The organism is Acidimangrovimonas sediminis, assembly GCF_002871005.1.
Classification (GTDB): domain Bacteria; phylum Pseudomonadota; class Alphaproteobacteria; order Rhodobacterales; family Rhodobacteraceae; genus Acidimangrovimonas; species Acidimangrovimonas sediminis.
The window spans coordinates 19762-30200 of the sequence record NZ_PHSN01000043.1 but is presented as its reverse complement, the minus strand read 5'-3'; the positions used below and the strand labels follow the sequence as shown (position 1 = coordinate 30200).

At 68.0% G+C, this 10439-nt stretch carries 13 protein-coding genes; 4 read left to right on the top strand and 9 right to left on the bottom strand.

Going from position 1 to position 10439, the window contains the following annotated elements; all coding sequences use genetic code 11:
• Positions 1-101: 101 nt before the first annotated feature.
• From mltG to fabD, 6 genes are all read right to left on the bottom strand, one after another.
• A complete protein-coding gene (mltG, locus tag CVV76_RS23005) occupies positions 102-1313 on the bottom strand; it encodes an endolytic transglycosylase MltG (RefSeq protein WP_102227027.1) in 1212 nt (403 codons plus the stop codon).
• On the bottom strand, positions 1313-2575 hold the full coding sequence (fabF, locus tag CVV76_RS23000) for a beta-ketoacyl-ACP synthase II (RefSeq protein WP_102227026.1): 1263 nt from the start codon (positions 2573-2575) through the stop codon (positions 1313-1315). Before fabF ends, mltG begins: the two co-directional genes overlap by 1 nt.
• 138 nt (positions 2576-2713) lie before the next feature.
• Entirely contained in the window at positions 2714-3247 is a 534-nt protein-coding gene (locus CVV76_RS22995) for a GNAT family N-acetyltransferase (RefSeq protein ID WP_102227025.1), read from the bottom strand.
• A gap of 97 nt (positions 3248-3344) precedes the next feature.
• Entirely contained in the window at positions 3345-3578 is a 234-nt protein-coding gene (locus CVV76_RS22990) for an acyl carrier protein (RefSeq protein WP_102227024.1), read from the bottom strand.
• A gap of 199 nt (positions 3579-3777) precedes the next feature.
• Entirely contained in the window at positions 3778-4515 is a 738-nt protein-coding gene (gene fabG / locus CVV76_RS22985) for a 3-oxoacyl-[acyl-carrier-protein] reductase (protein ID WP_102227029.1), read from the bottom strand.
• Between the two features lie 100 nt (positions 4516-4615).
• Positions 4616-5572 carry an ACP S-malonyltransferase gene (fabD, locus tag CVV76_RS22980; protein WP_102227023.1) on the bottom strand — a complete coding sequence of 319 codons (957 nt, stop codon included), beginning with the start codon at positions 5570-5572 and terminating at the stop codon, positions 4616-4618.
• Positions 5573-5977: 405 nt separating this feature from the next.
• On the opposite strand from fabD, the gene rpsF reads away from it, so the two are divergent.
• Genes rpsF through rplI form a run of 3 tightly spaced genes read left to right on the top strand, consistent with a single transcriptional unit; the run spans position 5978 to position 7192 of the window.
• A complete protein-coding gene (gene rpsF, locus CVV76_RS22975; protein ID WP_102227022.1) occupies positions 5978-6337 on the top strand; it encodes a 30S ribosomal protein S6 in 360 nt (119 codons plus the stop codon).
• A gap of 25 nt (positions 6338-6362) precedes the next feature.
• Positions 6363-6590, top strand: a complete 228-nt coding sequence (rpsR, locus tag CVV76_RS22970) for a 30S ribosomal protein S18 (protein WP_037205280.1) — start codon at positions 6363-6365, stop codon at positions 6588-6590.
• Between the two features lie 14 nt (positions 6591-6604).
• Positions 6605-7192 carry a 50S ribosomal protein L9 gene (rplI, locus tag CVV76_RS22965; protein ID WP_102227021.1) on the top strand — a complete coding sequence of 196 codons (588 nt, stop codon included), beginning with the start codon at positions 6605-6607 and terminating at the stop codon, positions 7190-7192.
• A 247-nt stretch (positions 7193-7439) separates the two neighbouring features.
• Here the strand turns inward: rplI and rpoH are convergent, their stop codons facing one another.
• Positions 7440-8333 (bottom strand): RNA polymerase sigma factor RpoH, encoded by an 894-nt coding sequence (gene rpoH, locus CVV76_RS22960; protein ID WP_102227020.1) that lies wholly within the window; start codon positions 8331-8333, stop codon positions 7440-7442.
• A gap of 288 nt (positions 8334-8621) precedes the next feature.
• Complete coding sequence (locus tag CVV76_RS22955) at positions 8622-9686, bottom strand: RluA family pseudouridine synthase (RefSeq protein WP_102227019.1); 1065 nt, start codon at positions 9684-9686, stop codon at positions 8622-8624.
• On the opposite strand from CVV76_RS22955, the gene CVV76_RS22950 reads away from it, so the two are divergent.
• Positions 9685-9990, top strand: a complete 306-nt coding sequence (locus tag CVV76_RS22950; RefSeq protein ID WP_102227018.1) for a DUF6476 family protein — start codon at positions 9685-9687, stop codon at positions 9988-9990. The two genes, CVV76_RS22955 and CVV76_RS22950, sit on opposite strands and share 2 nt — an antisense overlap.
• 104 nt (positions 9991-10094) lie before the next feature.
• On the opposite strand, the gene CVV76_RS25055 is transcribed toward CVV76_RS22950, so the two are convergent.
• Entirely contained in the window at positions 10095-10427 is a 333-nt protein-coding gene (locus CVV76_RS25055; RefSeq protein ID WP_158243228.1) for an Hpt domain-containing protein, read from the bottom strand.
• Positions 10428-10439: the final 12 nt, after the last annotated feature.

Genomic DNA, 10439 nt, shown 5'->3' with positions numbered 1-10439 from the left:
TCGGGGGTGGAAACACATTGTTCCGTTGGCTGTGTCCCAGATGCCGGAATGCGTCTGGTTTGCGCCCTCCCCCCTTCGTCTTTGCGGGGCGGCGGCTCTTCTCAGTTCCCCGAGGAGACGCCGGTGCCCGTGCTGCTGTCGGCGCTGGGGGCCTTGCCCTCCTTCGCGCGCTCGGCTTCCAGCGCGCGCCACTTGGCAACGTTGGCATTGTGCGCGGCCAAGGTGTCCGAGAAGGCGTGCCCGCCGGTGCCGTTTGCCACGAAGTAGAGGTATTTCGTGTCGGCCGGATGCAATGCCGCCTCGATCGCGCTCTTGCCCGGGTTGCAGATCGGCGTCGGCGGCAGGCCGTCGATCTCGTAGGTGTTGTAGGGGGTCTTGCGCTTGAGCTCGCTCTGACGCAGGCCGCGGCCCAGCACGCCCTTGCCCTTGGTGATGCCGTAGATCACCGCCGGGTCGGTCTGCAGCCGCATCCCCTTGTTCAGCCGGTTGACGAAGACAGAGGCCACCTCGGGCCGTTCGCCCGGCACGCCGGTTTCCTTTTCCACCAGAGAGGCCATGGTCAGCGCCTCTTCCGGGGTCTTGTAGGGCAGATCCTCGTCGCGCTGGTCCCAGGCGTCCTTCAGGATCTTCGCCTGCCGGCCCTGCATCTCCTCGATCAGCTTGGCGCGGTCCTCCTCCTTGGTGACCTCGTAGCTGTCGGGGGCGAGGCTGCCCTCCTTCGGCGTCGTCGCGATCTTGCCGGACAGGAAATCGGCGTGGCCGAGCGCGTTCGAAACATCGTAGCTGGTCACGCCCTCGGCCAGGATCACCCGGAAGCGGGTGTCGGGCTCGGCCACGACCTTAGCGTATTCCGCGGGCGCCTTGTCCTTGCTTGCCGGGTCGAACTTGGCGACCTCCTGGTACTTGCCCTCCACCGGATCAAGCTCTCGCACGACCATCTCGCTGGCGGTGACCCCGATGCGATAGTTCACCTCGGTGCCGCAGGTGCTCTGCCCGCCCTTGGTGACGATCCCCAGGATCCCCTGCATCGAGGCATGCTCCGGCACGAGGTAGGAGCCGAACTTGATCTTGTCGGTCTTGTCGGCATAGCTCGCGCCGACGCGGAAGATCATCGCGTGCGAGATCGCCCCGTCCTTCATCAGCTTGTCCGAGAGCGAGGTCACGCTCTCGCCCTTCTCGACCCGCAGGCAGATCGGCTGCGTCAGCGGGCCGGGACCGGTGTATTGCTGCTTGCTCCACTCGAGGAAGCCCGCGATGGCGACCAGCAGAAGGACGAAGAACGTCAGCGCGTTCGAGGCGACGGACCTGCCCATTACTCGGCGACTTTCCCGAGCACGAGGCTGGCGTTGGTCCCGCCGAAGCCGAACGAGTTCGACAATGCCACGTCGATCCTGCGATGCACCGCCTTGTTCGGCGCAAGATCCAGCCGCGGCGTCACCGCCGGGGTATCGAGGTTGATCGTCGGCGGCGCCACCTGGTCGCGGATCGCCAGGGTGCAGAAGATCGCCTCGACCGCGCCAGCCGCGCCCAGAAGGTGGCCGATCGACGACTTGGTCGACGACATCGTGGCGCGGTCGGCCGCGTCGCCCATCAGGCGCTCCACCGCGCCCAGCTCGATCGTGTCGGCCATGGTCGAGGTGCCGTGCGCATTGATGTAATCGACCTTGTCGGCGCCGATGCCCGCCCGCTTCAGCGCGGCTTCCATGGCGCGGTAGCCGCCGTCGCCATCCTCGGACGGCGCAGTGATGTGATAGGCATCGCCCGACAGTCCATAGCCCAGAACTTCGGCATAGATCGTCGCGCCGCGGGCCTTGGCGTGCTCGTATTCCTCCAGCACGACGACCCCCGCGCCTTCGCCCATGACGAATCCGTCGCGGTCCGCGTCATAGGGGCGGCTGGCGGTCTCGGGCGCGTCGCCGCGCTTTGTCGACAGCGCCTTGCAGGCGTTGAAGCCGGCGATCCCGATCTCGCTGATCGGGCTTTCGGCACCGCCCGCCACCATCACGTCGGCATCGCCCCACTGGATCAGCCGCGCCGCATCGCCGATCGCATGCGCGCCGGTCGAGCAGGCCGTCACCACAGCGTGGTTCGGCCCCTTGAAGCCGTAGCGGATGCTGACCTGGCCGGAGATCAGGTTGATCAGCGACCCCGGAATGAAGAACGGGCTGACCCGGCGCGGGCCGCGCTCATGGATCAGAACCGCCGTCTCGGCAATGTTGGACAGCCCGCCGATGCCGGAACCGATCATCACGCCGGTGCGCAGCTTTTCCTCTTCCGACGGCGCTTCCCAGCCGGCGTCGCGCACTGCCTGCACCGCGGCGGCCATGCCGTAGAGGATGAACTCGTCGACCTTGCGCTGTTCCTTCGGCTCCATCCAGTCGTCGGGATTGAAGGTGCCATCCGTTCCGTCGCCGCGCGGGATCTCGCAGGCGTAGGTGGTGGTCACGCGGCTCGGGTCGAAGCGGGTGATCGTGCCCGCGCCGGACCGGCCCTCGATCAGCCGGCTCCAGGTCTCGTCGACCCCGCAAGCCAGAGGCGAGACCATTCCCAGACCCGTAATGACAACGCGGCGCATCAGCTCTCCTCACTCAATCGCAGCTTTCGGGCACAGATACACGGGGGGCGCGGCCCGCGCAACGCCATGAAACACGGGTGGCGACGGCCTGCCGTGCCGCCGGGCCCCGTCGGCCCGCTGTTCGCTCTTGACCCGCGCTCAGGCCGGCACTCCGCCGCGCTCCCGCGCCATAAGCACCACCGGATCGCCCTCGTAGGTCGCCTCGCGCCGGAAACGATAGCCCAGCCGCTCCGCCAGGCGGCGCGAGACCACGTGGTCACGATCGATCACGACATGGCTGCGCGCGCCCTCGGTCCGGGCGTCGAGCCAACGCAGCGCCGCCGTCGCGGCCTCTGTGCCGATCCCCCTGCCCTGCGCCGCACGCGCCAGCGTCCAGCCGCATTCCGGCGCCCCGTCGAAATCCTCGCCCAGCCCGCGCTGGCGGATCTGGAAGCCAACGGCCCCCAGCACCCCGCCCCCGGCGCGGTCGGTCACCGCCCAGCCGCCCAGACCGTACAACGCCCAGGTTCCGGCATTGCGCAGGAACGCATCCCACGCGGCCGACCGCGGCTTGGGTCCGCCGATGAACCGGGTCACCTCCGGATCGGCGTAGATCTCCGCCTGCCGGTCGAACTCCTCGATCCGCCAGCCGCGCAGCACCAGCCGGGCGGTCACGATCTCGGGTATCTCCATCGCTCGCCTCCTCCGCGGCAGGCCCGCGCTGTCGCCGCAAAGCAAAACGGCGCCCGAGGGGGGGCGCCGTCTGCAAACGTCTTGGTTCCGAAAGGGCTCAGGCCGCTTCCGAGATGAACTTGACGGCATCGCCGAAGGTCTGGATCGTCTCGGCCGCGTCGTCCGGGATCTCGATGCCGAACTCCTCCTCGAACGCCATCACAAGCTCGACGGTGTCGAGGCTGTCGGCGCCCAGATCGTCGATGAACGAAGCGTTCTCGGTGACCTTGTCTTCTTCGACGCCGAGATGCTCGACCACGATCTTCTTCACGCGGGTTGCGATGTCGCTCATGTCACTTCCTCATGGTGTTTCGGGTCCCGGACCCGGTCTTTATGTCCCGTTGCTCGCCCCGAGCGGCTGTCCCGCGGCATGGGGCCGAAGGCCCGTTCCCCGGGTCGGATTCCGTGCCGCTAATAGCACGTTCTCCAGCCGACGCAAACGCTTTCGCCCCGGTGACCGGCCACCCGCAGGGCCATGCCGGTCCGGGCGCTCAGATCATGCTCATTCCGCCGTTCACATGCAAGGTGGCGCCGGTGACATAGCCCGCCTCGGCGCTGGAAAGATACAGCGCGGCCGCCGCGATGTCCTCCGGCGAGCCCATGCTCCCTGCGGGAATCGCCCCCAGGATGCTCGCCTTCTGGTCGTCGTTCAGCTTGTCGGTCATCGCGGTCGCGATGAAGCCCGGCGCGACGCAGTTCACCGTGATGCCGCGGCTCGCCACCTCCTGCGCCAGGCTCTTGGAAAGGCCCACGAGGCCCGCCTTCGCCGCGGCATAGTTCACCTGGCCGCCGTTGCCGGTCGTCCCCACCACGGAGGTGATGTTGACGATCCGCCCCCAGCGCGCCTTCATCATGCCGCGCAGCACGCCCCGCGACAACCGGAAGGCCGAGGTCAGGTTGACGTCGATCACGCTCTGCCAGTCGGCATCCGACATCCGCATCATCAACCCGTCGCGAGTGATACCCGCGTTGTTCACCAGGATGTCGACCGATCCCATCGCCTCGGCCGCCCGCTTCGGCAGCGCCTCGACCCCCTCCGGATCCGACAGGTTGCAGGTCACGACATGCGCCCGCTCCCCCATCTCGCCGGCCAGCTCCGTCAGCGGCGCCTCGCGCGTCCCCGACAGCGCCACCGTCGCGCCCGCGCCATGAAGCGCCCGCGCGATCGCGCCGCCGATACCGCCCGAAGCGCCCGTCACCAGCGCCGTCTTGCCCGTCAGATCGAACATGCCCATGTCTACCGATGTCTCCCGAAACCCTGCTCTTCTTCTGAGCGCAAATATCCTCAGGGGGGTGCAGGGGGGCAGACAGCCCCCCGCCTCCGCCCTCTCAGCCCGCGGCCGGCCCGGCCCGATACGCCTCGGCCGCCGCGGCAACATCCTCCGGCGTCCCGATCGCCCGGGTCTCCGCCCCGCGCTCGATCCGCTTGATCATGCCCGACAATGCCTTGCCCGCGCCGATCTCCCAGAACTCGGTGACCCCGGCCTGTACCATCCACGCCACGCTCTCGCGCCAGCGCACCGAACCGGTCACCTGCTCGACCAGCAATTCCCGGATCTCGGCGTAATCCTCGACCGCCTCGGCACGCACATTGGCCACGAGCGGCACCTTCGGCGCCTCGACCACCACGCCGGCCAGCGAATTCACCATCACCGCCGCGGCGGGCTGCATCAGCGCGCAGTGGAACGGCGCGCTCACCGGCAGCACGATCGCCCGCTTGGCGCCGCGCGCCTTGGCGATCTCCACCGCGCGCTCGACCGCCGCCTTGTGCCCCGAGATCACCACCTGCGCCGGATCGTTGTCGTTCGCCGCCTGACAGACCTCGCCCTGCGCCGCCTCCGCCGCGACCTCGGCCGCAGTCGCGAAGTCGAGACCCAGGAGCGCCGCCATCGCGCCCACGCCCACCGGCACCGCCTCCTGCATCGCCTGGCCACGCACCCGCAGAAGCCGCGCCGTATCCGCAAGGCTCAGCGACCCCGCCGCGCACAGCGCCGAATATTCCCCCAGCGAATGGCCCGCCACGAAGGACGCCGCTTCGATCCCGACCCCTTCGGCTTCCAGCGCCCGAAGCGCCGCGATCGAGGTCGTCATCAGCGCCGGCTGCGCATTCGCGGTCAGCGTCAGCTCCTCGGCCGTGCCCTCCCAGATCAGGGCGCTCAGCTTCTCGCCCAGGGCCTCGTCGACCTCGTCGAAGACCGCCTGCGCCGCCGGATAGGCCTCGGCCAGCGCGCGGCCCATGCCGATGGTCTGCGCCCCCTGTCCCGGGAATACGAATGCGCGGCTCATCTTTCCTCCATCTGCGGTTTGGCCCCCGCATAGCGCCCGCGGCCCGGCATGGCAATCATTTCCCCCATACTTCCGCGCCCCCGAAGCCGCCCCTTCCGCAAGCCCGGGGCCGGGAGCAAGGCCCTCTCCGGCGCCCCCCCAGCACGCCGGCACGACGCCCCGCCCGCGCGCTCCCTCCCCCCGGAAAGCGCCCTCTGGCCCCGCCACCTTGCCCAAGTACTCCGGGGGAGGCGCGCCCACGGGCGCGGCGGGGGCAGCGTCCCCTCCCGCCTTGCATCCCGCGCCCAAACCCGTATAAGGCGCCATCCTTCCGAAGAACCATGAACCGGCGAAGCCTCTCGTGGACGGGCCCGGAAGGCCGCATTGCCCCGTCCTTTGAAGCCGCCCGACAGAAATGGAGCTTACATGCCGCTGTACGAGCATGTCCTCATCGCGCGTCAGGACCTGTCCAACGCGCAGGCCGAAAGCCTGGTCGAACACTTCTCCACCATCCTCGCGGACAACGGCGGCAAGGTCGTCGACAGCGAGTACTGGGGCGTGAAGACCATGGCCTACAAGATCAACAAGAACCGCAAGGGCCACTACGCCTTCCTGAAATCCGACGCCCCCTCGCCGGCGGTGCAGGAGATGGAACGCCTCGCGCGCCTGCACGACGACGTCATGCGTGTCCTCACCATCAAGGTCGAGAAACACGAGGACGGCCCCTCCGTGCAGATGCAAAAGCGCGACGAGCGCGAGCGCGGCGACCGCGGCCCGCGCCGCTAACCGCCCCCAGGAAAGGACATAACCCATGGCGAACAAACCGTTTTTCCGCCGTCGCAAGGTCTGCCCCTTCTCGGGCGACAACGCGCCGAAGATCGACTACAAGGACACGCGTCTGCTGCAGCGCTACATTTCCGAGCGTGGCAAGATCGTGCCTTCGCGCATCACCGCCGTCTCGGCGAAGAAGCAGCGTGAACTGGCCCGCGCCATCAAGCGCGCCCGCTTCCTCGCCCTGCTCCCCTACGCCGTGAAGTAAGAAAGGAGACCGACATGCAAGTCATCCTTCTCCAGCGCGTGGCCAAGCTCGGCCAGATGGGCGACGTGGTCACCGTCAAGGACGGGTACGGCCGCAACTTCCTGCTGCCGCAGGGCAAGGCGCTCCGCGCGACCGAAGCCAACATCGCCTCGTTCGAGGACCGCAAGGCCCAGCTCGAGGCGCACAACCTCGAGACCCGGAAAGAGGCCGAAGCGCTCTCCGCCAAGCTCGACGGCCAGACCTTCATCGTGATTCGTCAGGCGTCGGATTCGGGCGCGCTCTACGGCTCCGTCACCACCCGTGACGCGGCCGATGCGGCGACCGAAGCCGGCTTCACCGTCGAGCGCGGCCAGGTCGCCCTCGACCGTCCGATCAAGGATCTGGGCCTGCACGGCGTGACCGTGACCCTGCACCCGGAAGTGGTTGCGACGATCACCCTGAACGTCGCCCGCTCGATGGAAGAGGCCGAACTCCAGGCCTCGGGCAAGTCGATCCAGGAGCTGGCCGCCGAAGAGGAAGCCGCCGCAGAGTTCGAGATCTCCGAACTCTTCGACGACATCGGGGGCGCCACCTCGGACGAGGACAGCTCGGAAGAGGCCTGATCGGCCCGACCGACCGTCAGACAGGAAAGGCCGCATCCCCGGATGCGGCCTTTTCCATGTCCGGCGCCACGCCGAGCGCCCCTGTGCAGGGATCGCAGTCTGGCCGGCGACGGCGGACACCATCGCCCCCAAAGTCATAGTCGCAGCGTTGTGGGCGACGCACCGCCAGCGCGACGCCCAAATTCCTTCGAAGGAATTTGCCAAAACTCTTCCAAGAGTTTTGTATCCGCCCCCGGGGGCACGCGCTTCAGGACTGGCGCATCATGCCCTTGTCGGCCGCCAGGTCGCGCATCCGCTTCTGCAGCTTCTCGAACGCCCGCACCTCGATCTGGCGGATCCGTTCCCGGCTCACGTCGTATTGCGACGAGAGGTCCTCGAGCGTGACCGGCTGTTCCTTCAGCCGCCGCTGCAGCAGGATGTCCTTTTCGCGCTCGTTGAGCACGTCCATAGCCTGCACCAGAAGCTCGCGCCGCGCCTCCAGCTCGTCGCGTTCGGCATAGGCCGAGGCCTGGTCGGCGTCTTCGTCTTCCAGCCAGTCCTGCCACTGGGCCGAGCCGTCCTCGCTCCCCACCTGCGCGTTCAGCGACGCGTCGGAGCCGGACATCCGGCGGTTCATCGCGACCACCTCGTCCTCGGTCACGTTGAGGTCGTCGGCGATGCGCTTGACGTTCTCGGGGCGCAGGTCGCCCTCCTCCAGCGCGCCGATCCGGGCCTTGGCCTTGCGCAGGTTGAAGAACAGCTTCTTCTGCGCCGAGGTGGTGCCCAGCTTCACCAGCGACCACGAACGCAGGATGTATTCCTGGATCGAGGCGCGGATCCACCACATCGCATAGGTGGCCAGCCGGAACCCTTTCTCGGGGTCGAAGCGCTTGACGGCCTGCATCAGGCCCACGTTGGCCTCGGAGATCACCTCGGCCTGCGGCAGGCCATAGCCGCGATAGCCCATGGCGATCTTGGCCGCCAGCCGCAGGTGCGACGTGACCAGCTGATGCGCCGCGTCGGTGTCCTGATGGTCGGTCCACCGCTTGGCCAGCATGTATTCTTCCTCAGGCTCCAGCATCGGGAACTTGCGGATTTCCTGAAGGTAACGGTTCATCCCCTGCTCGGGGGACGGCGCCGGAAGGTTGTTGTAGCTCGCCATTCACCTCTCCCTCTTCGCCGCGTCCGGCGGCAAAAATCAGTTTGACCTAGGGGCCGTTTCGGCCCGTTTCAACCCTTCAAACGCGTGAACCGCGGGTCGGGGTCCGGTCAAAGGATCATACGCGCGGTCCGCCACTTTCCGTCGCGCAAAGTTTCACACCGTGGTGTGCGGGGAGCACCGGCACCCCGAGGGCGGGGCACACCTCCCTCTTCACGCCACATTGTAACGCGGTGGAAAAGTGCCCTTTTCGGTTCACCAGGCCCATGGGCAGCCCGGGCAGAAATCGCGTCAGCCCTCGGCGGCCCTGTCTCCGCGCAGCGCCGCGATCAGCGCCGTCATGTCGTCCGGCAGGGGCGCCTCAAAGGACAGCTCCTCCCCCGTCACCGGGTGAACGAACCCCAGCGTCGCCGCATGCAGCGCCTGCCGGGGAAAGGCCGCGACGGCCTCGGGGGCGCCGGGGGGAAGTGCCGCCGGCGACAGCTTGCGCCGCCCGCCATAGGTCGGGTCGCCGATCAGCCCGTGTCCGGCATGCGCCATGTGCACCCGGATCTGGTGCGTCCGCCCGGTTTCCAGCCAGCAGTCGATCAGCGCGGCCTGAGCGGGCGCACCGAACCCCTCGACCACCCGGGCGCGGGTCACTGCGTGGCGTCCGCCCGAGGCAAGGACCGCCTGTTTCTGCCTCTCTGTGCGGTGCCGGCCGAGGTGGGTCGCCACCTTCAGGATGTTGCCCGGCTCGAAGCTCACCCCGGACAGACCTCGCAGGCGGGGATCGGCCGCGCTCGGGCAGCCGTAGACCATCGCAAGGTAGTGCCGCATCGTCGTATGGGCCTCGAACTGGGCTGCCAGCCCATGATGCGCCCGGTCGGATTTCGCCGCCACCAGAAGGCCCGAGGTTTCCTTGTCGATGCGGTGCACGATGCCCGGGCGGCGCTCTCCGCCGATACCCGAGAGGCTGTCGCCGCAATGGTGCAGAAGCGCGTTCACAAGCGTGCCGTCGGGCGACCCGGGGGCCGGATGCACCACCATCCCCGCAGGCTTGTTCACCACGATCAGGTCGGCATCCTCCCAGACCACGTCGAGCGCGATCTCCTGCGCCGCCGTCTCGACCTCTGCCGCGGCCTCGACGGTGACGGCGATCCGGTCGCCCTCCTCGACCTTCGCGCGCGGGTCGGTCTGCACGGCGCCGTTGACCGCGACCGCACCATCGGCGATCAGCCGGGCAAGCCGCGACCGCGACAGCGCCGCTGCCTCTGGCACATCGCGGGCCAGCGCCTTATCAAGGCGCTCCGGGGGCATCGGCCCGATCTGGAATTCGACGGCACGGGACGCAGGCGACAGGGGAGCAGGCGACATGAACGAGACTCCGGCACCGCAACAGGCGCTTCCGCCAAGCCTGCGGCTTCTCAGGGGGCTGGTGATCGTGCTGATGATCACCATGATTGCGGGCCTCATAGCGATCGTCGCGCTGATTGTCATCCGGGTCCCGGCCGGAAATGCGGACCTTGTGGTGCCCCAGGGCCTGAAACTGCCACAAGGCACCGCGCCGCAGGCGATCACCCAGGGCAACGGCTGGATCGCCGTGGTCACCGAGGCCGGAAAGATCCTCGTGTTCGACGGCAAGACCGGCGCCCTGCGCCACAGCTACGAGCTGAATTGAAGATCAGCGAAGATTTCGGACGACCTGCGCAGCGTGCCACGAAAAAGCCATGACAAAGTGGCGAAATCGTGGCGACACGACGCTGACCCGACCCTGACCCAGCGTCACTCTTCCGTCGCGATGATGGCCATCTCGCCCAGCAGCTCGTCAAGCCGGTCAAGCGCCTCGGGATCGTGCTGCCCGAGGGCGTTTTCGGTGACCCGGGCCAGCTCTCCCAGGTCGGGTTCGCCGAACATTCCGGCGATCCCGGCAAGCTTGTGGGCCCCGTGAATGAGCTCGGCACGGATGCGCTCGTCGCCCGGGTCGGCCTCGTGCATGTCGCGCAGATCCTCGAGCGCGAACAGGCGCTGCGTCACCTGAGCCACGAACTTTGGACGCATTGCCTGCAGCTTGGCTTCCATCGCGCGCTGCGCGGCGTCCGGTGCCACCATCCCCATGTCTGCCCCCCT

What these genes read in the sequence shown, in the direction of transcription:
- rplI (WP_102227021.1), top strand. Translation starts at nt 6,605, where the DNA reads ATGCAAGTCATCCTTCTCCAGCGCGTGGCCAAGCTCGGCCAGATGGGC.
- rpoH (WP_102227020.1), bottom strand. Translation starts at nt 8,333, where the DNA reads ATGGCGAGCTACAACAACCTTCCGGCGCCGTCCCCCGAGCAGGGGATG.
- CVV76_RS25055 (WP_158243228.1), bottom strand. Translation starts at nt 10,427, where the DNA reads ATGGGGATGGTGGCACCGGACGCCGCGCAGCGCGCGATGGAAGCCAAG.
- rpsR (WP_037205280.1), top strand. Translation starts at nt 6,363, where the DNA reads ATGGCGAACAAACCGTTTTTCCGCCGTCGCAAGGTCTGCCCCTTCTCG.
- CVV76_RS22995 (WP_102227025.1), bottom strand. Translation starts at nt 3,247, where the DNA reads ATGGAGATACCCGAGATCGTGACCGCCCGGCTGGTGCTGCGCGGCTGG.
- fabG (WP_102227029.1), bottom strand. Translation starts at nt 4,515, where the DNA reads ATGTTCGATCTGACGGGCAAGACGGCGCTGGTGACGGGCGCTTCGGGC.
- fabD (WP_102227023.1), bottom strand. Translation starts at nt 5,572, where the DNA reads ATGAGCCGCGCATTCGTATTCCCGGGACAGGGGGCGCAGACCATCGGC.
- CVV76_RS22950 (WP_102227018.1), top strand. Translation starts at nt 9,685, where the DNA reads ATGAACGAGACTCCGGCACCGCAACAGGCGCTTCCGCCAAGCCTGCGG.
- rpsF (WP_102227022.1), top strand. Translation starts at nt 5,978, where the DNA reads ATGCCGCTGTACGAGCATGTCCTCATCGCGCGTCAGGACCTGTCCAAC.
- mltG (WP_102227027.1), bottom strand. Translation starts at nt 1,313, where the DNA reads ATGGGCAGGTCCGTCGCCTCGAACGCGCTGACGTTCTTCGTCCTTCTG.
- CVV76_RS22990 (WP_102227024.1), bottom strand. Translation starts at nt 3,578, where the DNA reads ATGAGCGACATCGCAACCCGCGTGAAGAAGATCGTGGTCGAGCATCTC.
- fabF (WP_102227026.1), bottom strand. Translation starts at nt 2,575, where the DNA reads ATGCGCCGCGTTGTCATTACGGGTCTGGGAATGGTCTCGCCTCTGGCT.
- CVV76_RS22955 (WP_102227019.1), bottom strand. Translation starts at nt 9,686, where the DNA reads ATGTCGCCTGCTCCCCTGTCGCCTGCGTCCCGTGCCGTCGAATTCCAG.